This window comes from Rhodococcus sp. 05-2256-B1 (assembly GCF_002258465.1).
GTDB classification, from domain to species: Bacteria; Actinomycetota; Actinomycetes; order Mycobacteriales; family Mycobacteriaceae; genus Rhodococcoides; species Rhodococcoides fascians.
The window spans coordinates 86,658-110,923 of sequence record NZ_NOZA01000013.1 but is presented as its reverse complement, the minus strand read 5'-3'; the positions used below and the strand labels follow the sequence as shown (position 1 = coordinate 110,923).

Sequence of the window (24,266 nt, the reverse complement as noted above, 5' to 3'; positions counted from 1 at the left end):
CTGCTGTGCATTTCGGTACCAGTCGAGTCTGCCTAGCAGCGAATACGTTGGTCCCCTTTGTGGCACGAAGGGAGTAGGTAATACCTCAGAAAACTACAACTTTGGATGTAGTTTTAGCGAAGACAAGTCCGGGCAGAAACCTTCGTGCACTGCGACAGCTAGGCTCCGGCTGTGTCAGATGGGTGGTCGTATCGGTGTGAGTCGGTCAAGCACGGCACACAGGTAGGTCGTCCTGGGGGCGCGTCGAGTCCCGCAAGAAATGCATGGTTGTGCTTCGTGGAGGCCAGACCGCAGGTCCAAGGTGTCTATCTGCTTCGATTCGCGGTTGGAATTGCCGGCGTATCAGCGACTGCAGGGCCTGTCGGTGTCGGACAATTAGCGGCCGGCGCGTTGACCTGGTGGGCCGTCGTGATATCGACGTACTTGTTCAATGGTGTGACTGACGTCCTTGAGGATGTGGCAAACGCGTCGCAGCGACCGATTGCGCGGGGGGAACTGGCAGTCCGTACAGCCCGGTGGGTCAGCGTGGCTACGGCGATCACAGCCCTGCTGATGGCTGCAGTTGCGGGGCGCGAGATGTGGTGCTGGACCTTCGCCTTCCTGACGCTTGGGTGGGTGTACTCGGCACCGCCACTGGCTGCCAAGCGTTGGAGTTTGTCTTCTTCTGTAGTGATATTCGGCCTCGGCTGGGCAAGTTATGCTGCCGGAGCGGCCGCCGGCGGCGGAGGATTTGGGCGTACGGAACAAGTCTTCTGCGCATCGATGGCAACATGGATGGCGTTGGTGGGAGCGGTCGTGAAGGACCTATCCGATGCCCACGGGGACGCCATTGGTGGGAGGCGCACTCTGGCAGCGCAACGTGGACTCAGCTCTGCACGGCGGCTGGCCATATTCGGAACGACTGTCGTTGGAGTATGCGCACCGATCGCCTCACTGCTATGGGCACCGCTCGCACTGTTCGGAACATTGCCGTTGACTGCTGGAGCTCTCTGGGTGATGGCGCTATGCGCGCGGGCGAACGACTATGACCTGAAGGCACGGCGCTGCGGGTACCGCGCTTTCATGGCCACCCAGTACGCAGCAAACCTCGCGATGCTCGGCACCCTCCTGGTGCGCGCGGTATGAAATTGCGGGCCGCTAGATGCGGCTGCCGAATAGCCTGTGCAACGCGTCCATACGGGACGACGCCCCAAGTTTCAGATAGGCGTTGGACAGATGCCGCTTGACTGTGAGCTCTGAAATATTCAGAGTGCGAGCGATCTGCCGGTTGGTCATCGCGAACGCCACAGCCTCCAAGACTTCAAGCTCCCGGTTGGTCAAAGATGCGTCTGACGCGGCCTCAAGCACTCGAAGTTGCCTGTCCCTCAAATGGCCTCGGGTCTCCTCGTAGCTGAGCATGCCCGTGTGAAGGCGGCCACCGGCAGCAAGGCGAAAAGCGGCGTTGATGCGTCTCCAGACCCCAGGTCGGTGTGTCAAGGGTGCCTCTTTGGCGGCCAGCTCTATTGCAGGCTCAAGGGATGACCACAGAATCTCCACAGCTCGCACGGACTCCGAAGCCGGTATTGCCTGTAGGGCTCGATGCGAGCCGAGCAACCGGGTGTACTCGTCTGGAATCGCCGACCGAGTAGTCGAAGACGTGGGAAGGCCTAATGCATCTACGCACTCGTTGAGGATTGCCAGTGCTTGGCGGCGGCACTGTGACCACACCCCCGGATTGATCCCGAGGGGACTATTCTCGCGTAGCAAAGTGGTTCTGTACGCCGTCACTACCTCTGGAATCGCGGCCCGTAGCGACGCCGCAGCCATTGCGTAAGGCATATGTTCCCCGAACTCCTGTTCCCTAGCCCAGGATACAAGACCATATGGTCCGTTGCCGTGCAATAGCGAGCCATGGATGCGTTGAGGGTTCGACCTACTGTTTCGTGTAGATGAATGTCAGGCTTCGTGAAGGTCTTGACGTCACCGGGTGGGTAGGCGGAGCAGAGCGGTCACTGCTTCCGGAGCAGAATCTATCGTGTTGGCCAATCGTTGCTGTACTGCTCAGAGACCGTCTCGTGGTCACGATAGAGCTGTTTACGTTTGCGCTTCGAGAGGCGGTCGCCGAAAACGATACCGTTGATGTGATCGGTTTCGTGTTGGAAACAACGCCCGAGCGTGCCGCCTGCGTTGAGTTCGATCTGGTTACCGTACTGGTCCTGTCCTCGACAGATAGAGAACTCTGGCCGTGCGAGGTCGGTGTATGCGCCGGGGAGGGACAAGCATCCTTCACCGAAATCGATGAGGTGTCGATCGTTTCCTTCGGCGAGTTCGACTACCGGATTGCAGACGACACCAGTTCGCCGTGTCCCGGTCTCGTCACTGCAATCGTAGATGAACACCGCAAGGTCGATGCCTACCTGCTGAGCGGCGAGGCCGGCACCGTCCGCAGCAGTATTGGTCGCGAACATATCGGCAAGCAGACTTTGCAGATCAGGACCGAAGTCGGTCACCGGTCGAGCCGATGTGTGCAGGACAGGGTCGCCCCATCGGACGATTGGTCGAGCATTGCCGAGGCGCAGAAGTTCAGAGACAGGCATGACTCGTATGCTCCACCCTGGCTACGTTAGAAGCAACCGATGAGGTTTGTTTTGGGCGCGTATCACGTTTTGTGGCCGTCATCATGGTGCGGAGTGGCTCGACGAGAGCATCCGATCGCGCAGGGCCCATGACAAGTGACCGTCTCTATTCCGATTCTTCGCCGGTGTCGATGGCTCCGTCGATGGGTCCGGTCTGGGGGTCTTCGGCTTGGACGGCGCGAAAGTCGGCGCGCGGCATGATGTCTGGATGAAATTGCCATGGTGCGCGGCGTTCTCGTCGGTGTGGTGGCGGTGAGGCCTTTTCGGTGGGCATGTCTGTTTGTTCCTTTCGCTGATGGTCAGTCCGTGTCGATGTCTTCGAGTTGCACGACGAGCCTTTCCCTGACCCTCTGACCTGGTCGCTCGTAGGGGACGAAGTGCGAGTTGACGACTCGGTAGCGGGTGCCCCGTGGGAGGAGGTGGCTCGTGTCGTCGCCCTTGTCCGATGCTCCGAGGTACAGCCCTCGTGTTGTTTGGATCTCGAATACGGCGTCCGTCGGATGGCTGTGTGCGTCGAGTTCGTGGATCGAGTGGCGGGCGCCGGTGAAGCGGTCGAAAGCTATGACCGAGCCGGGTGAGAGGGTCTCGGGTAGCTCGGATGGATGGATGACGGCGTGGGGCAAGCTCACAACGGTGTAGACCAGGTGTCCACGTCCGGACTCACGCTCGTATCGCTGGATTGCGCGGTCGACTCTCTGGATGTGGCGGCGCTGGTCGTCGTCGAGCCGAACTGCATCACCGTTGACATCGGACAATGCGTCGTTGGTGCGTTTCCAATTTTCTGGATCTCCGATCAGTGTGCTCATCGCACGGTGCTGGGCTCGGGGAACGCTCTGCTCGACAGTCCTTTTGGTGGCTGATCGCGCATTGCGCTGGCGGGCGCTGAGGCTTCGACGGAGTTCGATCGCGGCCGGCAGCGAACGTCTTTTTCGTTCGTTCGTGATCGGCGCGGCGGTGTTGCGGGGGAAGGCGCGTTCGAGGTCGCGGCGCGCGCGTGTCAGACCGGGCAGTCCTTCGATGTCGGTATCGAGGCCGCGGGCATGCTCGCGATTCGCGGCTCGGTCGGCGAAGGATGCGTGCGGGAGCACCACCCCTTGCTTCTTCTCCAGCTCTCCGCTGGATCCTCGATCGGGGTCGAACGCGCCCCCGTCTGGGGTGACGCGGTTACGACTACGGCGCGCGGAGGACATCGGACCTCACCCGGAGGGGGTCTTGCGGTCCCGGATACAGAGTCGGTACTGCGGCCCCGCGGGGGGCGGCGGTACCGACTCGACCTGCAGCGCCGCCGAAGTATTCGACAGCGCTGCAGCAAGTGCACGCTCGGCGGACGCCTCCACCGAGCAGTGCGACAGCTTGGGTCATCGTCCCGGCCGGCCGGGCAGGTCGGTTCCGGTTCCTATCGTCCATGCGACATCGACGACGTCGGACAGGGTCCGGCTCAGGTGGCCACAACTCGTGCATACGCCGGGCAGCTTCTGTGAAATCAGATCGAAGAAGTGCTCGTCGCACGCGAGGTGGGCCATGAGCTGTCCGCCGGCGCAGCAATCTTTCATGGCCACCGCCCACCATGCGCCCCGCGGTCCCGCTCCCCCGTCCCTGGGTTCCAGCGCGCAGACGTCGCAGGCCAGCTCGATATGGGTGATCGCGTCGGTTCGGTCGGTGCTCATCGCACAGCCCCCTCTGGTTGTCGACGGGATGTCATGTCAGCTCGCCATGGCGTCGTGCTCGCCGTGCTCGTTGTGGTGATCACTCCGGTGTTCCTCCGACGCCGGTGCGGCATGGTTCTGCTGCCCACTGTCGTGCCCGTGGGGTTCGCCGCCGGTGGCGGCGGTTTCTGCCGGCGGGGTCTGCGTGGGTTCTTTCTTGCTGGTGGCCGGTTTTGCGACTCCCTTCAGTGATGGCCGGACGTAGCCGCCCTTCTTCAGTTGGGCGGTGGTGAAGCCTGCAGCTTTGGCGGCGTCGTAGGCCACGATGAATTCGGCGGTCGAGTCGACATGTTCGGCCTGCGCTTTGGCGACTGCTTCGGCCTTCTGCCGGCTGTTCTCGGCTGCTTCGACAAGGTTGCGCATTGCGGTGAACTGCGGGCCGAGGATCTCGCGGGTGGTTGCATCGGCCTGGTCGGCGGTCTTGGGCATGAGATTCCTTCTTTCATGTTGTGTGCGAGGGACTTTCATTTCCTCTTGGGGAGGAGATTTGTGTGGCCGATCGTGTGGTCAGTTCGCCGGTTCGGTCTCGCCCGCAGTTGTCACCGCGGTGTTGCCGAGACCGCAGAGTTGCGTGGCCGCGACAGCATCACCGCGGGTGATGGGCAAGGCGTATGTCTGCGCCACACGAAGATATTTCGCCGCAAATGCACATGCGAGGTCGTCGTTGCTCGGATGCCACTGAGAAAGCCCACGTTGGGCTCGATGTTCAACTGCCTGCGCGCTGGCGACGATGATGTTGGTCTGTACGTCGCTGACAAAGCGTTGCTGCTGTTCGGGTGCCCATGCAGCAGCACCCAACGCCCACGCCGCGTCCAGCGGGTAGACGTAATCGCTTGCTGCAGCATCTTTCTCAGATGCTGCATCGAATTCGACGGTGACACCGGTGTATGGATCATTCAACACGCCCTGTGCCACAACGCAATTGTCCGTTCCGGCAGCGAATGTGACGGCCTCGAGCTCCGCTGCCAATGCGATGTTCCTGGTGTCGCATCCGTGATCGCTGCCTGGCGGCCGCACGAGAAGTTCCGCCAAGCGCTGACCGTCGGGCCACCTGGCCGTGCTGTCGATATCGTCGACGACGGGCAGGGCGTCGAGAAGGCTCGCAACGGTGATGACGTCGTGGAAGACCTGGGGTGGTGGTGGCGCAGTGTCGGCCTCGTGGTGATCCGTCGTGATCACCACGGCAGCCGCGGCCGCCACAGCGACCATCACGGCTGCGGCAATGGCTGTCCATGCGGTCTGATGTGTCTTCGCCATGATGGCAATCACCTCTTCGGGAGCTGTCGAGTTCGGGGAGGGAAGAAAAAGCAGGACGCAACTGCGCGCAGGCGGATCAGGATGCGACGAGAGTGAGCGCGGTGCCGAGTGCGAGGTACGGGCCCAGCGCGATATGCGACCGTGCAGGCTCGGATCTGATCGCTCGAAGGACCCGCACGACTATCACTCCGACGAAAGCCGTCAGGATCGAGAACACCAGCGCCGCACCGAGGGATGTCCAGCCGACGTAGCCTAGGACCATCGCGAGTGAGACCACCAGTCGCGCATCGCCGATACCGATTCCGCCGCGCAGAAGCACTGCAAGCGCGAAGAACAATATGCCGGCGGCCAGGCCGGCCAGAAGGGCGCGACCGACCGCGCCCCAGGTGCCGTGAACGACACCGGTGAGCAAGATCATTGCTGCAGTTCCGCTGGCGGCCAGATACGCAAGAGCAGTCGGAATCCGTTGCACGCGTTGGTCGATCCACGCAATCCAGGGCACTACCAGAGCCAAGAACAGCATTGCCGCCGGCGGCGCACTCGTCGGAGTACTGACGAAAGCGGAGATGACGCCCCACACGACACCGGAGACGATGACGGGAATTTTCGTCCCCAGCGCCGCCTCGTCGACGGAGATCTCGACCCGTGCACACACCGCGATGACGGTGGTCCGCAGCGCGGCCGACAGAGCTACCCCGACGATCACTGCTATCGCGACAATCGAGACGCGGCCGACAGTCGCAGCAGTTGATGCCTGAGTGCTGGCCCAGGATGCCGACGACGCCTCGATCAAGGCCCATAGGACGCCTGCCGCCAGAGCGACCACGACACTTCTGACGTAGTCGCTACGCAACATCGGCTTCTCGTTCACCATCGGAGCGAGCGGCGTGCACGGCCATCCGGGCACGGTAGCGGACCTTCTTTTTCACCGCTGAGTCGAGATCGATTCCGAGTACGTCGGCCAGGTGCTCGGTTGACCACCGCCGACGGAGCGAAATTCCTACGATCTCGGCTTGCTCTGCAAGAGTGAGCGGCAGTCTCCATTCGCCGCACAGGCGACGGTAGACGGCCGCCTCGTCCACGCCGCGGATGCCTCGGGGCGAATGTGGACGTGCTCGGGGGTCGTCGATTTCGTCATCGTCCCAAGCAAGAGGCGTCGCCCATCCCTGCTCACGGGCTGCATTCCGGACCTGCTCGTCGGGGCCGGGTGTCATGGAGATCTGGTCGTAGACGTCGTTGATGACGGACCAGAGTTCACTGGGGACAACTTGATCCGATGGCAACGTCGAAAGCTTGGGCACCGACAGCCCGGTCAGTTCGGACAGCGCTTGCACCGAGTAGCCCATCGCGACGAGGGCCCGGATCCGTCGCTGAGCTCCGACACCTAAGGTCATCGCCCGTCCCCGGGTGGGGTGGAAGGTGACGTCGAGAATAGCTTTCGAGATGCTTGCGGTGGTCTCGAAGCATTTGTGGTTGGCGACTGTCTCCACATCACTGAGGCTGAGCTTCGTGAGATCGAGGATCATTTGGTCGGGCATACCGCCGAGCCGCAACGACAGCAGGTGGCGGCGGGCGGGTCCGGAGGGTACCGACGAGGCACTCCCGCGGCGGGATGTTCTGTTAGATCCCGCCGCGGGAGTGGAGCGACGTCGCGCACGCGCAGCGTCACTGCCGTCGCTCGTCGGGCCGAAGGAACCACCCCTCGACGTCGTCGAGCGACTCCATGAACCGGTATTCCGGTCAGGATTCATTGTATTGCTATCGGGCACTGCATCACACAGTGCGGGGGAAAGATTGTTTTGCGTACGCGAAACCACGTCGACGTCAGTCATGGTGCATCCCTTTTCAGTTGATGCGGTTGGTCAGACCGCACATCAGATGTTGGGGACACTACCTCGCGGGAGTGCATCGCGTCCAGACCGTCGGGTCGTTTTTCTTCGGTGATGAGAGTTCCTCGGTCGTACAGTCCGCCTGCCGCGACGCCGGTATAGCTATCTGCCTCGGCTCTTGTGCGGCATGCGACGAAGGCCGCGAGCGGGCAGGTCTCGCACGATTCGAGGAGATGCGCTGCAGCGACGGTTGCTTTCCGGCGCCGTTCGAGACGTGGGATCCGTGACTGCAGCAGCTCTGCGACCGCCGTTTCGCGGGCGGCCCAGTTGCTGTCTCGGACACACTGACCGAGCGGCATCGTGAACGATTCTCTGCTCGCGATCGCGCGTAGTTCTGCGCGGCGACCACTGGTGGCTTTCGTTCTCATCCCCGGTCTCCTCGGTGCAGTCGAGCCTGTCGGGCTGAGTAGGCCGAGCGGCCGGCGCTGATCGCGACGGCACCGAGGGCGACGACGACGGCGAGAGCGATGATCAGTCGTCGACCGTCGAGCCCGGCACCGTCCGATGCTGGGATCTGCACCATCGGGGATGCCTCGCTGGCGATCAGAATGGAGTGCTCGACCAGCCAGGCGATTGCCGTCGACCACCACAGGCCTGCGGATCCGAGAGCCATGGTGGCTGCGAGTGGGGCGATCCAGATCAGCGCCATCTGATCGTCGTCGGAGAGGGCTTTGCTGTTGTTGCCGTGTTGGGACATGTGGTTGTTCCTCTTCTGATCGTGTGTGTCGCAGAGTGATTCAGGTGGCGAGGGCAAGGGGGCGACGAACTTGAACAGTCGCGTCGAGAGGAATGTCGAGCACCCCCTCGTCGTCGCCGTCGCCACGCCAGGTCAGCCCGACCATGTCGTCACCCGACTCGTCTCCGTAGATGTCGGGTTCGTTGTCGACGACGACCCAGATCCCGGCGTCCTCGTCGAGGAGAACTAGGTCGCCGGCAACGAGGTCGACCGGAGCAGTGTCTTCGGATTCGCCGTAGCCCTCCCAGTCGTCGACGTCGGTACCGGCGTCGGGGACCACCTGCAGGTGCGGGCGGTCCTTGTGCATCGGAGAGCCCGGGACGCCGGACACGGCTTTTTCTTTCGGCGTCTGCGCGTCGGGCTTGGGCTGGCGAACGGTGGGGGTGTCGAGATTGAGCATTGCCATCGGCGACGATGCGCGACGAGCTGAATCACTGTCCGCGCGCGTCTTTCGCCTGGCGACGGGATCGAGATTGGGATGGTCCGACGCGCGCGCCCAGGGCGCGCCGGAGACGTGATGGAAACGGATCTCTTCGTCGCCGTCCACGGTGCCGCCGGGATCCGGGTCGAGGATCACCAACCGCTCGTGCCGCACTTCGAGAGGACGCAGGCGGTCCAGCACCGCTGCGTCGTCGGCCCCGGGCTCAGTCTTGCGGGGGTCGGGAGTGAAGTAGGTCTGAATTTCGACCGCTTGGTTGTGGTCGTTGACACTGGTCGCCCGCCCACGACATCCGCGCGGGATACCGACTCCAGTGGTTGCCGATTCCCACATCATCAACGCGCCCTGCGGACTCAGACGGCCCATCGATACGCGCTGGCGAAAGTTGTCTCGCATGTCGCCGCCGAAGTACTCGGCATCGGGTCGCTGCGTTCCCAGCACCATGTGGCACTTCGCTGTGCGGCCTTTTCGTCCGATCGACGCCACTTCCTGGAGGGTCTTCGGCTTGGTGGGATCACCCTTACCTTTGATGCTCGAGTACCAGTTGAGCAGGTTGCCTCGGAAGTCGGCGTACTCGTCGATGAACAGAACGACGGGCTCAAAGTCGGCCTCGGTAGCTTCTCCGTTGACGATCAGCGAGTACCGGGTTTCCATGAGATTCCAGAACCGATAGATGACCGCGACCTGGTGCTCCATGTGGCTGGCGACGATCTGTACATTCGGCCAGTCCTGGAAGCCCAAGAACTCGACCCCTTTTCCGTCGACGACCCATACCGGCCAACCGTGCGCGGTGAGCTGTGTCAGCAGGGTGTGTGCGGTGACGGTCTTTCCGGTTCCGGATGCACCGACGAGCATGAAGTGTGGGTCGATCGCCGGCCGCCACACCATGGGGTTGCCGTCCTCGTCCTCGCCGTACGAAATCGCGACCGAGTCGTAGTCGGAGTGCGCGAGGTCGCCGAGATCGGTCGTGGATTCCGCGTCGCCGAGGCCGGCCGGGTTGTAGAGCTTCTTCGGAAAGGTCGGGCGCACCTCGAAACGCACCCAGTCCGTTTCGAGGTTCCAGCGAGCACGCCACCGACCGGGCAGATTGACGCTCACTACTCGTTGTACTCGGGCCCGATAGCCCTCGGACTCGAGTCGATGTCCGACCTCATGGGTGGCTTCGACAGCTACAAGATCCCCGGTGCTCGGGTCCGTCTCGTGTCTGGTGATCTTTCCGGTCGGCCCTAGCAGCGCGAGAATCGTGCGCGTGGCTTTGACGAGTTCGGGCGAGACATGCGTCTCGGAGACGGACCGTGTGTCCGGGACGAGAACGAGACGGCGTTTGCGTGTGTTGTGCTTCTGGATCCGGTACCGGCCCCAGCTCTGCTGGGAGAGCAATTCGACGACGCGGGGCTCCCACTGTTCGTCGAGAAGGAGCGCGGCCGACTGGTAGCGGACGGTGATTCTGCCCGGACGGCCGGGCCACTGGCCGCTCCACCGAGTCGCCGTCAGGACATCACGGGTCGGCGGTGACGCGGTCAGCCGGCAGAGCTGCTCGATCGCACGATCGGTCTCTTCGGCTCGGATCGTGGCGCGATAGCCGTTGTAGCTGACGGCCGCGCCCGCGCCGACGCCGAGTGCTGCTCCACCCCATGCGATCGCTGTGTCGAGGTTCAGGATCGGGCCCAGTGCTGCCGACACGACTCCACCGGCAACGTAGAGCACACAGTTGCGGATCCACGGATTGTTCTGGGGGTCGAGCGAGGGTGCATCACGTAGCGACCGGTATCCGTCGAGGGGTGCCTGAGTCGGGTTGGGTAGCGCGCACATCATGCATCCCGGGTGATCGTGATCAGGATCCCGTCACCGGAAGTTGGGCGCATCGTTGCGGTCAAGGCCACGCTGCGTCGGCCGACTTCGTTGTTGAGATGGGTCGGGTTGTAGTCGAGGGTGAAACGGCACGCGGCGTGAGGCTGGCAGTGCGCAGCGCGGAGAGCCGCATCGACAAGTCTGATCAATCGTTCGTCTTCGGTGTCGACGAGCAGGTTGCTCGAATTCCACTCGACGACGAGCGACCAGACCTCGTCGGTGGTTGCGAGGGTCACGATCCGGTTGGTGGGATCGTCGAGCCTGAGGGTCTCGATCCGAGCGAAGTTCGGCAGCGCTCCTCGATCGATGACAGGACTCAGGGGGCCGGCCGTAGATCGACTGCTCCTCGAACGTGCCCTCGCTACGTGTAGTCGTGTCGGTGCGCTCATGGGGACTCCCTGTCTCGTCGTGCCTTCTCGAGAACAGGTAGATCCAGGTGCGTCGACTTCTGTGACAGCCGCGGTGAATCTTTTTCCGACAACCTTTCATCTCGCGCTGCAGCGCATGCGTTCATGGCCCCATCAGTGGCGCACCGATCGGTCACCAGTGCTCTATCGGTGAGGGTGCGATTGGGGACGGGCAAGTCGCGTTCCGTGTTGCGACTGACCGTCGCGGGAACAGCTATGTGCGCTCGACACCCCTTGACATGGGGGGTACGCTGCAAACGGCGATGCGAAGCGAGTAAGGCTTGCAGCGACCTTCCCACATCCGGGGCATATAACCACCAATTCGCGGCAGCATCGGCGCCTCATCAACTGCTCATCGGATGCGGTTCGATTCCTCTCTTACGCACCCTCGGGCAACGTCCATCCGCCAACCCCAGCGTCGGCGTGACTGCCACGAGATTCGGTATACGCAAGCCACCCCGACCGGCCTGGGGTGGGGCTCCTCCTCGCGGATCCGCGAGCTAAGGGCCGACGGAAGCCGGTTGTCACGTAGCGCGACAGGGCTATGAACGGCGGCACCGATCACGGGAAATAGTGCGTTCCATGTTGCCTGTACAGGGCGATCGGTTCAGTGGCCGGCGACCCTCTCCGGGTCATGTGCGGCGAGGGTCAGAAATCGAGAGTGTCCACACTCCACCCGGCTGCGGTCGGCACTGCCGATACCCACACGGTCGTGGTGGAGTCGACGGGGACCGTGGCATCCGAGGTGACGGCCGATTGCGTTATCTCCGCGACTCGATAGATGCGCTCGGCGGTATCTGCCGGGCATCCGGAGCAGCCGATCGAGACGGTTGCGGTGATTTCGGCGTCTTCTTTCTTCCACTGTTCCCACTGGGCACCGGGGCCTCGCTCGGTCGTTGCAGGGGTGGAGAGTTTTGCAGCGAGGTTGTCGGTGAACCATCGGCGGGCGCGTAGAAACGCGTCGGTCGAGCTCGTGTCGGTGCTGGGGTACCAGGTGAAGGCGGTCGTCAGTGCTTGACGGATTGCGGTCTCCGCGTCTGTGGCGGCGCTGCTGATCGGAGCGGGTACAGCGGTTGTCTCGGTTGGCTGTGTGTTGATTTCGGGTAGCGACGGCGCGGTTGGCGCGCTCGTTGTCTCCGGTGCCGATTCCGGCTCATCGGTGGCGGGTGAGCTGCAGGACCAGGCGATGGTCACCACGGCTACAACGACGAGGAGGACGGCTATAAGACGTCGGCCGGCAAGGGACATCAGATCCTCCGGGCTTTCATTCCAGCCATGAGTGGAGCTTGTTTGACGACGTCTCCGGTGGTGGGGGCGTGGATCATCTGACCGCCGCCGATGTAGATACCGACGTGCCCAGGGCCGTTCGCCTCGAACGATCCGAAGACGAGATCACCGGGCATCGCTTGATCGATCGGGATCTCCGAACCCACTCCCCATTGGGCCTCGGATGTGCGGGGCAGGGTGATGTGCTTGCCCGCGAAGTAGGCGAAACTGGTCAGTCCTGAGCAGTCGAATCCTCCTCGGGAGGGGCCGTTGATATCTCCGCCGCCCCAGACGTAGGGGGTTCCGAGGTACTGGCGTGCAGCCTCGACGACATTGTCTCCGTCAGCTCCGGTCGGCACGAACCGGCCTGTGGAACCTTCGGATGTGTACTGCGCTTGGCCGGCCAGAATCTTCGCCACATAGGGCTGTGTTTGTGTGGTGTAGTCACCGCCGGATGGCATTCCACCGGCTGCGAGCACCGCGGCGGGGCCCGCGTTGTAGGCGGCAATCGTCAGTGCAGTTGGGTCGCCCTTCACTTTTCTCGCGGCGATGGCTGCGGTGATATCTCCGTTGATGGCGCACATGAAGTGGGCTTGTGAGATCACTGCATCTCCGATGGAGTTCGGGTCGGCTCGCCCGTCTCCGTCGTAATCCTTGCCCCACGTTGCCCAGGTTCCCGGCATGAATTGTGCGGGCCCCAACGCTCCGGTGCTCGATACCGGAGCGGACGGGCCGTAGCGGAAACCGTTCTCGGCGGAGAGTTGGGATGCGATCAGGGGAGCACCCACGCCTGGGCACACGGCTCCTGCTTTGCGGATCCACGGCTCGAACTCCGGCGGCACGGATCCGGTTCGGAGATCTCCGCCGGCCGTGCCGAAGCCACAATCGACAGCGGTACCGGCGCCGGTCGGTGAATCAGCGCCGGACGATTGGGGGCTTCCCGCCTGACCGAGTTTGCTCATCGGGTCGATAGCGGTTCCGCCCTGTAAACGGCCGCCTTCCCAGTACTCGAAGTGCAGATGTGGTCCGGTGGAGCCGCCGGCGTTGCCGATGTCGGCGATGTGGTCGCCGACCTTGACCTGTTGTCCCTCCTTGACGAGGACGCCGTTGGGATACATGTGCCCGTACACGGTGGAGACCGGTTTTCCGTCGACGATCGAGTCGAGGACGATCCACATTCCGAAGCCTTGAGCGGGTCCGGCTTTGACCACAGTGCCGTCGAGGGCTGCGTAGATCGGGGTGCCGATCGGGCCCGCGAAGTCGACGCCTTGGTGCATCGTGCCCCACCGCTGCCCGAAGGGGGACGTCATCGTGGTCGTGCCATCGCGGGTCGGCTTGCCGATGGGACCGGACGGGGTCAACGGCGATGCATCATCACCACCGGTACCGGACGAGACCGTGGGGGCACAACCGCTGGAACCTGACGATGTGACGAGTACGACGACCATCAATGGAATGACGACGAGTACACCGAGAGCGGCGATACCGACCGCCAGGGCGAGTTTCCACCATCGACGTGGCGCTTTCGAGTTCGGCGACACCGCTGTCTCAGGCGGGGCCACCAAGGTCATCGCCGTGCGCCTGACGCAGCTCGATGGAGGATTTCCGTCGGATTCGTGGTGGCACCTGGTTGGACGGTCGGTCGGGCACGACGCGGAGCACTCGACGGCCGCGTGGACCGGTCGGGAAGCAGAAGCGGCGAGCCCTCATCGGTGGAGTACTCACGGAATCGTCCGCCTCCAGGGCCGGTCACCGTGGCGCGGCTGGCCCGAACTTCTCGGTTTCCTGGAGTCGACAGTGCGGGAGCGGTGGCCACCGGCCGCTTGATACCGGGTGCGTTCGTTGTCTTGTCGCCGTGAGAGCGGACCGCCGATCGGTCTCCGACGGGGCTGGAGACCGGAGTGTGGGAGTGACCGGAGCCGACGACCGACTGCGTCGGGGGAAGGTCGATGTTGATCGGTTTGCGAAGGCTGGGGTGGGTTTCGGAAGCATTGGTGGTGTCGGTGGCCGCCTGGGTAGCTTTGGCGTCGCTCCGTCGACCGACGACCTTCTTGACGCCCGCGGTTGCAATCTTCCCGGCCGAGTAGACCACGGCAGCAGTTCCAAGTGTGGCTGCGCTGCTGGCGGCTGCCGTCCCGTCGACGAGAGCTTTACTCGCCTTGGCGGTTCGGGCCGTTGCATGGCTGGCTGTCTTGGCCAGTCCCTTTCCACCTTGATAGGCCTGGCGGGCCACTTGTCCGGCGTAGGCAGCTTGGGCGAGGGGGCTGGTCGGTGTCTTGGTCGATATCGCGGTGGGCGCGGCTCCTGGTCTGCTTCCGAGCTTGCGTGCGAGGGCGTCGGAAGCTTTGCGTAGTCCTTTCACTGCGCGGCGGTAGAGAATGATGCCCGCGATCAGAACGATGTCGGTCAGGATGAATTTCATCATCAGCGGAGAGTCGCCGTCTCCTCTGAACAACTGTCCGATCACGATCATGTATCCGACGAGGAACACCACCGCGAAGATAACGATGACCATCGACATCAGCACCGCGGCGAGGGTTTTCCACAATGCTCCGCGGCCGGATCCGGGCAGAATTCCAACGACGGTCACCACAATTCCCTTGACGGCCGATGCGAGGGCGGTGAGTACCGCGAGGATGAGGGTGAACGCCAGAATTGTGGCGAATCCGAGCAGGATGACACCGGCCAGTAGCATCGCGACCCCGGACCCGACCTGTCCCGGTCCGGGGTGATCGGCGAAGTCCTTCATCTGTTTTGCGCCTTCGCCGCCGCAGCCTTTGATGTTGTCTTTGAGGGTGTCTCGTGTGTTGCCGTCTGCTTTTTCGTGGCCGGCGTCCCAGGCTTGAGTGCAACGTTCTCCGTCGGGCGAGCCGTCGATGACTCGGCCGAAGTTCAGCAGTTGGGTGGGTTGCCTGATGAACGTGTCGGCCATCTGTTCCGAGATCTGGTCGATGAGTTCGTCGGAACTCGACGTCGTGTCTCCCTTGTTGGCCAGGCCTGCCGCAAGCTGCACGCCGGCGTCGCGCGCCTGCATGATCAGGCCGTCTTGTCCTGCGACCCGTTCGACTGGATTGGACAGGATCCCCACTGCCGCAGCGGCGATCGCTGCTGCCATCAGGAGTTCGTACACTCCCGTCGTCCACCGTCCGCGAATGACCCACCACGCTCCGATGCCTGCAGCAGCGGTGAGAAGAAGGCCCGTGAGCTGGAACTGATCGGTGACCGTTTGCATGGCATCGCCGATCGAACGGAACGGCGCAGTCAACAATTCGAGCCACTCGAACCGCAAGGCGTAGGTGACGAACCAAATCGCGAAGCCGGTCACCCCGCGGTACACCTCGTACTCGAGCATGATGAAGGTGGAGAACACGGTGTACATCGGGTGCCCGACCGAGCCTTCGTCGATGGACATGAAGTAGTCCCAGACCAGAATTCCGTGAGAGTCACGGACTTCCATCCAGCTGAATGTGCTGTTGGTGGGCAGGGTTTCACCCGGGTCGGCATGAGCCGGTGACGCCAGGGCGATCGCCAGCAGACCGATCATGTGCCAGACAGCGACACCTGTGACGATCGCGCGGCGGATTCGAGATGCCACTACCCACTTGAAGACAGGGCCGAGGAAGCGAGCGAGAACACTGCACCACGACCGCGGGATCCACGACCACAGCACGAGCTCGAGAACCATCTTGACGCCGCCGCCAATCGAACCTGGCCGGCGCACAACTCGTTTCGACATCACCATGTCGCCAACTCCGCAGCGCGCTCGGTAGTCGATTCTTTCGGAGTCGTACTCGCCGCTTGGTATCTCGCTTCCGATGCCGGAAGTAAGACCTTGATGCGGCCGACGTTGCCGGCGGGATCGCGCATGTAGCCCTCTCCGCGGCGATGCGGTGCGACGTATCCGTCTTTGCCTTCGACGGGCGATGTGTTCTCCATCAGCTCTTTGAGCAGTCCGAGATCGTCTTCCCCGACGCCGAGCCACTTCAACGATTTTTGCGCTAGTCGTCGATCCGTCTGCCGGAACACGAGCCGGGTGGGGATGAGCCCTCGCAGCGTCTCGGAGCCGAAGTCTGCTTCGGGGTCGTGCGATCCGAGCATCACCGCGGCGTCGTGTTTGCGGCCGTCTCGAATGAAGTCGATGATGATCTCGACACCTTCGCTCGAGCGCGTCAGGTGATGGCATTCGTCGAGCAGGAAGACCGCGAGGGTGTTGGGGTCCGCGAAGCAAATGCCGCGGGCGATCTGCGCGATGAGGGTGTACATCATTCGCCCTACCCGCTTCTGGAGCGACATCTGCTTGAACAGATGCTCGTTCTCCACTTCTCGCTCCGAGGGCAATTCCAGTGTGTGAGTGCGGAAGACGATGGCTCCTGCGCGTGGATTGAACGGCTCTAGGTCCGGCCGAAACAGCGCTGCTGCATAGGATTTGGTCGCGTAGACCTTCAACTTTCCGGCAAGCTCGGCAGCTCCGTCGAGGGTGCAGTCCTTCTCGAGGTGCGAAACCAGGCCTGGGGTAGTGAAATTGCCGAAGCGAGCGCGGTATTCCGGCTCGAGCACTTGAGACAGCAGTACCCCCAAACGGTCGTCGGGCTGAAGTTGCAACAGCGGCAACAGAATAGACACCGCAACTTCCCCTCCTCGTGCGGGCGAGAACAGCCGAAGAGGGTCCATCGTGACGTCCGGTGCTGCGGTATCGACGACCACCGCGTCGGTGATCGCTTCGGCCCACAGTGCGTATTCGCCCAGAGGGGTCCGGTCGACCACGATGACTTGGCCGCCGCGGTCGACGACCTGGTTACCGGTTGTTTTCAAGTAGCCGGACTTGCCTGATCCCAAGTTGCCACACACTCCCACCGAACCCGAAACGTCACGTGACGCTTTCTTGGCGATGTCGTGGTGCACGACGCCAGTGCGGGCCGAGGAAATGTTGAGTGCGATCAGCGGGCCGTCTCCGTCGCCGAGATCGTTGCGGGTGACCGGTACGTACGCGGCGAAATGTTCGGATGTGGTGATCTGCGCGAACTCGTTGCAGATCGCCGGCGTCGGCACGCCGGGTGTCATTGCCCAGAACAGCTCCTCCTGGAATCCGATCGGTGACTGCAACCTGTAGGTCGAACCCTCGAACTCCTTCGCCAGCTCGCGCTGATATGCGATGGCCGTCTCTTCGTCCGCGGCGGCGACACAGAAGACGGTGGTGGATTGCACTTCCATCTCCATTGCGTCCGCCTCCAGAAGCGCGTTGTATTCCGCGAGGGCGACGGCAGCGTCGTCGAGGACGCTGCCGGTGCTCAATTCGTCTTCTCGCTGGGTGTATTGATCGTTCATCTGCACCAAGGCGCGGCGGTTCTTCTTCAGAACCTCCGATGCAGCGGAGTTCTTGAACCGAATTGCCCAGTCGACATCGACGCCGCCCAGGTTGTCCGCGAGGGTCAGGTACTCCGAGCCTGGAAACAGCGTGCCGCCCGAAGGAGTGGCGGCGAGCACCAGGAAGCACTGATAGCTGGCCGGCGGTGGCGTTACCTCCCACGGCTGGTCGACTTTGAGCACACGCGACAAGGTCGGCGCCTTGGCCCGCCAGCCCGATTCGGGGCGATCGCTTTGAGCCCCTTCGTCGAGCCGCGCGGCAGTGAAGGATCCTCGAGCAGTGCCTGCCGGATGATCTAGAGCGGTGGGCATGTCGGTATCGAGGCCGAGGCCGCGCTGCAGAGCATGTTGGTGCAGCCACACCATCTGGGAGGGGGTTGCGGGGGTCGCATCGTAGAAGGCAGGGATGGCCGCGGCGATCTGCGCGGCCTGAGCTGCGCGGCGTTCTCTCTCCTCGACGGGAATCGACGAGGGCGGCATCCCCAGCAGATCGGCCACCGAGGACCATGCGGCGGACGTTGCGGCCTTGACGGTGTCACCGAAGCCGTGGTTGGCCAGGGGGATGGACAGCCAGTAGATTCGCTGGCCGGGTCGGATCTCCTCCAGGCGGTCGATCGTGGCGTCGCATTCGTCTGCCCACGCGGGATGGAGATCGAGATCGACACCCCGTTCCATGCGCTCGACGATGGTCATTGGGTCCAGACTGACCGCGACACTGAGCAGGAGAGATTCGCCAGGAAGAGCGCGCAGCAACATCTTGTGCATCGCCCGCGCGGTCTGTCGGTCTTCGATCGGCCGGTACCCGTACGGGATTCCGGTCAGGACGTAGTCCGCCCAGACGACTCCGGAGCGGGTCCAGCGCAAGTTCGAGGTGACGAGCCGGTTCGGTTGTTGCATTACGCCTTCTCTCGGGTCGGGGTGGGGGCCGCTGCAGCCATGGCAAGCAGCTGCTGAACGCTGCTCGCCGGTGCCAGGTTGGCGACGCCGAACGCTTCGGCCAGGGCTGGACTCTGCGAGCGCTGGCGTTCGCCGTCCGATCGCGGCCGGGCTGGCGCTGGTGCGATCTTTCGCTCCGGCCGCGGTTGGGTCAGAGGTCTGAATGCTGGTGCGGCCGGCGCTGCGTTGTCGTCGAGCTCCACCGGTGCCGCGGCGTTCTCTACTCGATCGCTGGATGCTCTGATGACTGCTGGTTCACTGATAGCAGCGTCGTGGCTTGGCGGGGTGTCGAGGATGATCACCGACCCCAGTACCGCGTGAGGGCGTTTGATCCGGATCGGCTCGCCATTGATCCTCGACGGTGACATCGCCCCGGTAGCCGCGCGCCCGACACCCCGGACTACTGAGATCGGATTCCGTGCTCCCTGCGGCAGCCTCCCCAACGCCCACAGGGTGCCGCCGGTGACACCGAGGAAGATGACACCGTTGGTGATGACACTGCCCTGCGCCCACAGCGACTGGGTCAGCCACAGCAGTCCGCCTGCAATACCCGCGCCGACGAACTGGGTCAGGGTGTAGGGGCCACCGGGGATCTTTCGGCCGTCTGGCGCTTTGCCGATCAGCTGCGGAAAATTGCGCGCTTTGGTGAACATCTTGACCACGCTCCGCGAGGAGGCCTGCTGTTCGGTCATGGTCGGTCACACTCCTGCGGGGGTCGTTGAATCGAGGTGTTCGTGAGTTGGCCGAGCAGTGTCAGATGAACGCCGCGATCGGATCGGGCACCACGACGACCTCGCTGCTTTGTGGCGAGGCGGAGCCGGGAAGCTCGTCGCCGACACTGTCTTTGACGGCGGTGATGTTCCACATCACCCAGATCAGTGCCCCGCCGACCACGATCGCCACCAGTGTTTTGGCAATGGCGAAGTGACTTTTGAAAGCAATCGCGGCGATGAACCCGGCGACGCCGACGCCCACGAGAGTGCGGATGAGGCCCTGCACCTCCGCACCTTTGTTGTTGGCCCATTCGATGATTCCTTCGGCGACGACGGTCGACGACGGATCGGCCAGGATCGAGGTAATGGTCATTGTTCGTACCTTTCGGATAGGGGGAGCAGAGCGTCAGTTCGGTTGAACGGGCGCTGCGGGAACGGAGGAGGTAGTGCTGGCACCAGTCGAGGTCGGCACCGCAATGGTTGGGGTTGCTGCGCTGAGTCCGGTCGAGTTCGCGAGCAACGGCATCGGGTCGAGCGCGGATACTTCCCACCGGCCACCCCGGGCGATCGCTGTCAGCGGGTATTGCACGGTCGAGGTCTGCGCTCGGTCCGTGGCTGTGACGGTCGCGGTGGCGAGCACCCGTACCGTCGCACCATCTGCCGGGGATCCGGACGCACCCGCCGAGAAGTCGGTGTCCGAGACGAGGTCGGTGATCTGGACACTGGTGTACGGCGCGGGGGTGACGGCACGGATCGGTGTGCCGGGTGAGGTGTAGCGAGAAATTTCTCCGGCACCGGCAACCATTGCCGAGAGGAACTGGCTGATCGACTGGGTGAGCGAGTGATCGAGGCCGACTCGGAATCGGTAGCCGAGTGTGAGGTCACCGCCGGTTGCCGGGGCCGCCACAGCAGCAGGGACTGCTGCAGCCCGCGCGTCGTCTCCCACGAACACGACAGGGACCGAGAAGTATCGACGTTCCGGCTTCGTCGCCGGGTCTGCCCCGATCGGAACCACCGAGACCGACACAACGATCGCGTAGTTCTGGCCGGCCGCCTGTAGCGGTCCTCCTTGCGATGTCGATCCTGTGGGACCCTGATTTCGCGCCGGCGGGTCGATTGCTTTCACGCTCGCGATTCGAGGTTCGGACGCGGTATAGCTCGCCTGAGCCGGAAGCGACATGCCGTCGGTGCGGACGAAGCGCGCGAGGGCTTTCTCGTCTCCTCGCTTGGATTGCAACCACGTCAACACGAAGTCCTGCGCGAGGTCGGTCGCTGCTGCTTCGCGGGCTGTGTCGATGACCGTCTGAGGGTTTGCCTTGCTCTGGATCGGCGTCGTGGACCCGACGCCGGCCAAGACGAGAACCAGTGCCACCACTCCGGAGCCGATCGCCGCGAACAGACCCCACTTCATCGCCTTGGTCGCGACCGCTTGCTTGCCGGCCCACTGATGAAGCTCGGTGGCCGGCGCAGCTTCTGTCGGCTTGTTCGAGCCCTTCTTACGGAGATGGATCTTCATGAGATCTCCTCGTGCCGAGACGGCTCGACCGTGGCGGGTACGAAGCCCTCGTCGACCAATCGCAGAGCGCCTCGACCCCGGGTCGCCATCATCCGTTCGAGCGCTGCCCGCGCCTGCTCGGCCGGCTCACCGAGCACGACCTCGCGGACGCGGCTGGCGATCTCTGCGCTGAGCGGATTGTCGCCGAGTTGCGCCGCGAGGCCGCGGATCTCTTCGGACACCGAGTGCACGCGAGCGGTGTCCGAGAGCAATGCGGCCGACGGATCGTGGTCGTCCATCCGGGGTCCTCCTGTCGGTAGCCCGCCGTGTACGGGCTTCTGAGAACAGGTAGATCCCTTCGCGGGCGGGTCTGTGACAGAGGCGACCGGAAATTTCTCGAACTTTTTTTCACCGCCCCGCTGCGATTCGTCGGGCTGTTATCACCGTCGCCGTGTAACCGCAGGTCACAGCGGTCTATGTCGAACGCGGGGCGCTGCCGTTTTCTGGTTCCGCCGGACCCGGCGGGTATAACAGCTCCGCCTTTTCGAGTAAGAATCCGCAGCTCAGCGGATATAAGGCGCTGTTTGTGTCAGAGGCGATCGAACTTCAGTTGCCTCTATCAGGAGCGCCCCAGTGACCTCGCCGCAGCCTTCCTCGCATTCCTCCACCCCACTCGGATACAGCACATCGCTGTTTACGACGATCAACGCCGAGTGGACCAATCTCTGTGTCGACGCTCTCGCAGGCCGCGAAGTCCGCACGTGGGCCGATCGACACCCCGCATGGTCGTCCGCTCGCTCCGTGGCCGACATCGCTGAGCTTGCCGCTCAGGACAGTGACGCCACCCTGTCCCTTCTGCTCACCGAGCACAGTGCAGGCAGCGCCCTCGCCGGCACAGTTTTGGTCCGGTTGATGCTCCCCAAGCTGGTCCGAATCCATCGCTACGCGCGGCTGGACGGAACCGATCACAGCCGCGAAGAACGTGCCTCGCGTACCATCGCCGCGTTCTACGAGGTGATCGCTTCGCACCGTCCCGGCGGCACTGGGATTGCCGGGGCACTCTCGCTTCGGACGCTGGGTCTGATCACCAAGACCTGCGAATCTGCGGTGGAAACGCCGGCCGAACCCGACCAGCTCCACCGGGTTGCCGACGGATCCGATGACCGCACGACCAGCAATCCGGGGGAGGTATCGGCACGGGAATTGCATTCGGTTCTTGCATGGGCAGTGCAGTCCAAGACCATCACTGCCGACGAGCACTCACTTCTGATCCGTGCATATCTCGTCACCGAAGGTGCCGATCTCGCATCGCTCGCCGTCGAGGAGAACTGCTCACCGGCAGCCCTTCGACAGCGCTTGAGCCGCGCTGTCGCGCGAGTCCGCGACGGAGTAGCAGCACGCACCGGCAACACTCCCTCGCCGGGAAAGCGGACGTTCTTCTACACCCGATCACACCATGAGTCCGCCTTGGCGAGCTGAAGTCCACCTGCACCAACCCCGCTCTCACCTACAAAGGACGCACATCATGACCGCATCTCGTACACGCAAGAGGATCGTTGTCAGCGCAGTCGGGCTCGCCGTCGCTGCCAGCATCGTCGTCATTCCCTCCGCCATTGCCGATCCGCAAGCCGGTGCTCCGGCATGCCCGGACAACATCTTGGTGGCCATACCCGGCACCACGGAAACCAACGAGCAGGCCGATCCGAATGTGCCGGTCGGAATGCTCCGCAACGTCGTGGACCCACTCGACTCCGAGTTCTCATCCCAGGAACTGCAGACATACACAGTTCCCTACGTCGCGACGATCGTGAACGACAAGGCCCAGACCTACGGAACCAGTAAGAAGGAAGCGATCGATCGCGCATCGCAACACATCTCCGAGAAGGCAGCCGAATGCCCGAGCACCAAGTTCGGGCTGACCGGCTTCTCCCAAGGGGCCGACGCCGCGGGAGATCTAGCCAGCAAGATCGGAAACGGCGAGGGCCCGGTGAGCGCCGATCGCATCTTTGCCGTGGGCCTGATGGCCGACCCCGGCCAGAGCCCGACCGCCGGCGTTCAACTCGGAACCAAGACCACCGGCAACGGCTTCGTCGGTGCGCGACCCAAGGGATTCGGAGCTCTCAACAACGTCACCGCCAGCGTGTGCGATCCCGACGACACGTACTGCAACACCCCCGACGACGCCATCGCCACACAGTTCATCGGGCAACTCGGATCGAAGATCGACGCCACCGATCCCGCGTCTTCGGTCGCCGGAGTCGTCACCACGCTTCTCGGTCTCGACGGCCAACCCCTGACCGACACGCTCGGCAAACTGAACACCGCAGTGACCACAGGCAACATGCTCACCGTGCCGCAGCTCGCACTCGACCTCGCCGGCAACGTCTCAACACTGAGCGCAAAGGTCGCAGAAATGACCATCCCCGGGGCAGACATCGCCCCGATGGCCACCACCGTCTCGCAGCTCACCGATGCAATCCACCGCGGTGACATGTTCGCCGTTCCGGCACTGCTGGCGACCCTCACACCCCAAGTCATCAGCTTCGCGAGCCAATTCAGTTCGATGATCGGGACCGTGGTGTCCAAGCTGCCTATCAACGAGTACATCGCGATCGGCACCACCGCAGCGCGGATCTCCACCAACGCCGCGGCCCAGAACTATGTGGCTCTACCGGCCGATCTCGGCAAACTCGTGGGCCAGGTCAACAACGCGGTCCGCAAGACCCTCCGCGCACTCCCCCTCGACGAGTTCCCCCTTTTGAACCGGCTGGCCGATAATCTCACCCCAGGCCGCGTGCTCGACGAGGTGCTCAACTACGCCACCTCGCTCGCCACCGATTCGCACAACTCCTACGCGAACGAACCGATGGCCGACAACGGTCGAACCGGAGCGGACGAGCTCACCAACCTCTTCCGCACCCGCATCACCAACCCCACGGCACAGATTGCTTCGTAGCCGACCCACCTCCCTACTCGAACACAAGGAACCGTCACGATGCTGACAGAGCTGGACGACCCCGACACCGACATCGCTGTCCGCATCGACGTGCACGACGCTGGGGGTACCAAAACGTGGCACCCCCAGCGCGACGGTCATCTCCTCCTGAACGCCGATCCCGCGGCGTCGACGCACCTCGCACACACCCTCGCCGACACCCTCAGCGGCCACTCTCCGCACGTATGGATGATCACTGGCCCGTCCAGAACCCCCACGTTCTCGACCACCGCGGACACCGACCCGGACCCTGTCGACATCATGGATTCCGTTTGGCGATTCACAACCCAACGCAAAACTCTGATCGACAACGGTCAAGCCACAACCCACGACTTCACCCCCGCATACCTCGTCATCGACTCCCTCGAAGGCGTCGTAGACACCCTCCGCCTCACCTGCAACCGCAGTCTCCAACTCCTGTCCGTCCTCGCTCACCGCGGACACCGCGCCAACGTCTACCTCGCCACGATCACCGATCTCAACGCCCCACGCATCTCCGAAGCGTTGCGGAATTTCGCTGAGCCTCGTCTGCGAGACCGGGACTGTCTGAATAACGGTTGATCCGCTGACCTTGCGTGGCGCGGCCTCACGGAACCG

The 24,266-nt window shown here is 63.3% G+C and carries 24 protein-coding genes; 4 read left to right on the top strand and 20 right to left on the bottom strand.

Annotated features, from left to right (window positions below; all coding sequences use genetic code 11):
• Nucleotides 1-171 precede the first annotated feature (171 nt).
• Nucleotides 172-1,125 carry a UbiA family prenyltransferase gene (locus tag CH285_RS05495; RefSeq protein WP_080730065.1) on the top strand — a complete coding sequence of 318 codons (954 nt, stop codon included), beginning with the start codon at nt 172-174 and terminating at the stop codon, nt 1,123-1,125.
• A 12-nt stretch (nt 1,126-1,137) separates the two neighbouring features.
• Here CH285_RS05495 and CH285_RS28255 read toward each other — a convergent pair whose 3' ends face one another.
• The 20 genes from CH285_RS28255 to CH285_RS05395 all read right to left on the bottom strand — a co-directional run bounded on the left by CH285_RS28255 (nt 1,138) and on the right by CH285_RS05395 (nt 20,973).
• Nucleotides 1,138-1,398 (bottom strand): helix-turn-helix domain-containing protein, encoded by a 261-nt coding sequence (locus CH285_RS28255; RefSeq protein WP_080730074.1) that lies wholly within the window; start codon nt 1,396-1,398, stop codon nt 1,138-1,140.
• A 611-nt stretch (nt 1,399-2,009) separates the two neighbouring features.
• A complete protein-coding gene (gene def / locus CH285_RS05485; RefSeq protein WP_015586162.1) occupies nt 2,010-2,576 on the bottom strand; it encodes a peptide deformylase in 567 nt (188 codons plus the stop codon).
• 145 nt (nt 2,577-2,721) lie between these two features.
• Nucleotides 2,722-2,889 (bottom strand): hypothetical protein, encoded by a 168-nt coding sequence (locus CH285_RS27805; protein ID WP_155289036.1) that lies wholly within the window; start codon nt 2,887-2,889, stop codon nt 2,722-2,724.
• Nucleotides 2,890-2,914: 25 nt separating this feature from the next.
• Nucleotides 2,915-3,805: a hypothetical protein gene (locus CH285_RS05480; protein ID WP_015586160.1), complete on the bottom strand. Its 891-nt coding sequence runs from the start codon at nt 3,803-3,805 to the stop codon at nt 2,915-2,917.
• A gap of 168 nt (nt 3,806-3,973) precedes the next feature.
• Entirely contained in the window at nt 3,974-4,282 is a 309-nt protein-coding gene (locus CH285_RS05475; protein WP_015586159.1) for a hypothetical protein, read from the bottom strand.
• 36 nt (nt 4,283-4,318) lie between these two features.
• The gene (locus CH285_RS05470; RefSeq protein ID WP_015586158.1) at nt 4,319-4,750 is read right to left on the bottom strand and encodes a hypothetical protein; all 432 of its coding nucleotides are present in this window, start codon (nt 4,748-4,750) and stop codon (nt 4,319-4,321) included.
• A gap of 78 nt (nt 4,751-4,828) precedes the next feature.
• A complete protein-coding gene (locus tag CH285_RS05465; RefSeq protein ID WP_015586157.1) occupies nt 4,829-5,578 on the bottom strand; it encodes a hypothetical protein in 750 nt (249 codons plus the stop codon).
• 76 nt (nt 5,579-5,654) lie between these two features.
• A complete protein-coding gene (locus CH285_RS05460; protein WP_015586156.1) occupies nt 5,655-6,434 on the bottom strand; it encodes a hypothetical protein in 780 nt (259 codons plus the stop codon).
• Nucleotides 6,424-7,104, bottom strand: a complete 681-nt coding sequence (locus CH285_RS05455; protein ID WP_052049379.1) for a hypothetical protein — start codon at nt 7,102-7,104, stop codon at nt 6,424-6,426. Before CH285_RS05455 ends, CH285_RS05460 begins: the two co-directional genes overlap by 11 nt.
• 727 nt (nt 7,105-7,831) lie before the next feature.
• The gene (locus CH285_RS05445; protein ID WP_015586153.1) at nt 7,832-8,164 is read right to left on the bottom strand and encodes a hypothetical protein; all 333 of its coding nucleotides are present in this window, start codon (nt 8,162-8,164) and stop codon (nt 7,832-7,834) included.
• Between the two features lie 40 nt (nt 8,165-8,204).
• Nucleotides 8,205-10,457 (bottom strand): FtsK/SpoIIIE domain-containing protein, encoded by a 2,253-nt coding sequence (locus CH285_RS05440; RefSeq protein WP_015586152.1) that lies wholly within the window; start codon nt 10,455-10,457, stop codon nt 8,205-8,207.
• The gene (locus CH285_RS05435; protein WP_015586151.1) at nt 10,454-10,882 is read right to left on the bottom strand and encodes a hypothetical protein; all 429 of its coding nucleotides are present in this window, start codon (nt 10,880-10,882) and stop codon (nt 10,454-10,456) included. Before CH285_RS05435 ends, CH285_RS05440 begins: the two co-directional genes overlap by 4 nt.
• A 666-nt stretch (nt 10,883-11,548) precedes the next feature.
• The gene (locus CH285_RS28250; protein WP_015586149.1) at nt 11,549-12,148 is read right to left on the bottom strand and encodes a hypothetical protein; all 600 of its coding nucleotides are present in this window, start codon (nt 12,146-12,148) and stop codon (nt 11,549-11,551) included.
• A complete protein-coding gene (locus tag CH285_RS05425; protein ID WP_072692242.1) occupies nt 12,148-13,614 on the bottom strand; it encodes a peptidoglycan DD-metalloendopeptidase family protein in 1,467 nt (488 codons plus the stop codon). Before CH285_RS05425 ends, CH285_RS28250 begins: the two co-directional genes overlap by 1 nt.
• Nucleotides 13,615-13,733: 119 nt before the next feature.
• Nucleotides 13,734-15,908, bottom strand: coding sequence for a hypothetical protein (locus tag CH285_RS05420; RefSeq protein WP_052049377.1), 2,175 nt, complete (start codon nt 15,906-15,908; stop codon nt 13,734-13,736).
• On the bottom strand, nt 15,902-18,427 hold the full coding sequence (locus CH285_RS05415) for an ATP-binding protein (RefSeq protein ID WP_015586146.1): 2,526 nt from the start codon (nt 18,425-18,427) through the stop codon (nt 15,902-15,904). Before CH285_RS05415 ends, CH285_RS05420 begins: the two co-directional genes overlap by 7 nt.
• Nucleotides 18,427-19,158 carry a hypothetical protein gene (locus CH285_RS05410; protein ID WP_015586145.1) on the bottom strand — a complete coding sequence of 244 codons (732 nt, stop codon included), beginning with the start codon at nt 19,156-19,158 and terminating at the stop codon, nt 18,427-18,429. The genes CH285_RS05415 and CH285_RS05410 overlap by 1 nt, the downstream gene beginning before the upstream one ends.
• Nucleotides 19,159-19,219: 61 nt before the next feature.
• A complete protein-coding gene (locus CH285_RS05405; RefSeq protein ID WP_015586144.1) occupies nt 19,220-19,552 on the bottom strand; it encodes a hypothetical protein in 333 nt (110 codons plus the stop codon).
• Nucleotides 19,553-19,585: 33 nt separating this feature from the next.
• Nucleotides 19,586-20,695 (bottom strand): conjugal transfer protein, encoded by a 1,110-nt coding sequence (locus CH285_RS05400; protein ID WP_015586143.1) that lies wholly within the window; start codon nt 20,693-20,695, stop codon nt 19,586-19,588.
• Nucleotides 20,692-20,973, bottom strand: a complete 282-nt coding sequence (locus CH285_RS05395; protein WP_015586142.1) for a hypothetical protein — start codon at nt 20,971-20,973, stop codon at nt 20,692-20,694. Before CH285_RS05395 ends, CH285_RS05400 begins: the two co-directional genes overlap by 4 nt.
• A gap of 334 nt (nt 20,974-21,307) precedes the next feature.
• Between CH285_RS05395 and CH285_RS05390 the strand changes: the two genes are divergently transcribed.
• From CH285_RS05390 to CH285_RS05380, 3 genes are read left to right on the top strand one after another with little or no spacing between them, the layout of a single operon-like run.
• Nucleotides 21,308-22,153 (top strand): hypothetical protein, encoded by an 846-nt coding sequence (locus CH285_RS05390; protein ID WP_015586141.1) that lies wholly within the window; start codon nt 21,308-21,310, stop codon nt 22,151-22,153.
• Between the two features lie 46 nt (nt 22,154-22,199).
• Nucleotides 22,200-23,630 (top strand): cutinase family protein, encoded by a 1,431-nt coding sequence (locus CH285_RS05385; protein ID WP_015586140.1) that lies wholly within the window; start codon nt 22,200-22,202, stop codon nt 23,628-23,630.
• A gap of 39 nt (nt 23,631-23,669) precedes the next feature.
• Nucleotides 23,670-24,230 carry a hypothetical protein gene (locus CH285_RS05380; RefSeq protein ID WP_015586139.1) on the top strand — a complete coding sequence of 187 codons (561 nt, stop codon included), beginning with the start codon at nt 23,670-23,672 and terminating at the stop codon, nt 24,228-24,230.
• The last annotated feature ends 36 nt before the right edge of the window (nt 24,231-24,266 follow it).

Excerpts from the sequence above, each read along its gene's own strand:
- CH285_RS05480 (WP_015586160.1), bottom strand. The coding sequence starts at position 3,805 with ATGTCCTCCGCGCGCCGTAGTCGTAACCGCGTCACCCCAGACGGGGGC.
- CH285_RS05460 (WP_015586156.1), bottom strand. The coding sequence starts at position 6,434 with ATGTTGCGTAGCGACTACGTCAGAAGTGTCGTGGTCGCTCTGGCGGCA.
- CH285_RS05440 (WP_015586152.1), bottom strand. The coding sequence starts at position 10,457 with ATGATGTGCGCGCTACCCAACCCGACTCAGGCACCCCTCGACGGATAC.
- CH285_RS28250 (WP_015586149.1), bottom strand. The coding sequence starts at position 12,148 with ATGTCCCTTGCCGGCCGACGTCTTATAGCCGTCCTCCTCGTCGTTGTA.
- CH285_RS05380 (WP_015586139.1), top strand. The coding sequence starts at position 23,670 with ATGCTGACAGAGCTGGACGACCCCGACACCGACATCGCTGTCCGCATC.
- CH285_RS05410 (WP_015586145.1), bottom strand. The coding sequence starts at position 19,158 with ATGACCGAACAGCAGGCCTCCTCGCGGAGCGTGGTCAAGATGTTCACC.
- CH285_RS05470 (WP_015586158.1), bottom strand. The coding sequence starts at position 4,750 with ATGCCCAAGACCGCCGACCAGGCCGATGCAACCACCCGCGAGATCCTC.
- def (WP_015586162.1), bottom strand. The coding sequence starts at position 2,576 with ATGCCTGTCTCTGAACTTCTGCGCCTCGGCAATGCTCGACCAATCGTC.
- CH285_RS27805 (WP_155289036.1), bottom strand. The coding sequence starts at position 2,889 with ATGCCCACCGAAAAGGCCTCACCGCCACCACACCGACGAGAACGCCGC.
- CH285_RS05455 (WP_052049379.1), bottom strand. The coding sequence starts at position 7,104 with ATGATCCTCGATCTCACGAAGCTCAGCCTCAGTGATGTGGAGACAGTC.
- CH285_RS05400 (WP_015586143.1), bottom strand. The coding sequence starts at position 20,695 with ATGAAGATCCATCTCCGTAAGAAGGGCTCGAACAAGCCGACAGAAGCT.
- CH285_RS05395 (WP_015586142.1), bottom strand. The coding sequence starts at position 20,973 with ATGGACGACCACGATCCGTCGGCCGCATTGCTCTCGGACACCGCTCGC.
- CH285_RS05385 (WP_015586140.1), top strand. The coding sequence starts at position 22,200 with ATGACCGCATCTCGTACACGCAAGAGGATCGTTGTCAGCGCAGTCGGG.
- CH285_RS05445 (WP_015586153.1), bottom strand. The coding sequence starts at position 8,164 with ATGTCCCAACACGGCAACAACAGCAAAGCCCTCTCCGACGACGATCAG.
- CH285_RS05405 (WP_015586144.1), bottom strand. The coding sequence starts at position 19,552 with ATGACCATTACCTCGATCCTGGCCGATCCGTCGTCGACCGTCGTCGCC.
- CH285_RS05425 (WP_072692242.1), bottom strand. The coding sequence starts at position 13,614 with ATGGTCGTCGTACTCGTCACATCGTCAGGTTCCAGCGGTTGTGCCCCC.
- CH285_RS05475 (WP_015586159.1), bottom strand. The coding sequence starts at position 4,282 with ATGAGCACCGACCGAACCGACGCGATCACCCATATCGAGCTGGCCTGC.
- CH285_RS05415 (WP_015586146.1), bottom strand. The coding sequence starts at position 18,427 with ATGCAACAACCGAACCGGCTCGTCACCTCGAACTTGCGCTGGACCCGC.
- CH285_RS05420 (WP_052049377.1), bottom strand. The coding sequence starts at position 15,908 with ATGGTGATGTCGAAACGAGTTGTGCGCCGGCCAGGTTCGATTGGCGGC.
- CH285_RS28255 (WP_080730074.1), bottom strand. The coding sequence starts at position 1,398 with ATGCTCAGCTACGAGGAGACCCGAGGCCATTTGAGGGACAGGCAACTT.
- CH285_RS05435 (WP_015586151.1), bottom strand. The coding sequence starts at position 10,882 with ATGAGCGCACCGACACGACTACACGTAGCGAGGGCACGTTCGAGGAGC.
- CH285_RS05465 (WP_015586157.1), bottom strand. The coding sequence starts at position 5,578 with ATGGCGAAGACACATCAGACCGCATGGACAGCCATTGCCGCAGCCGTG.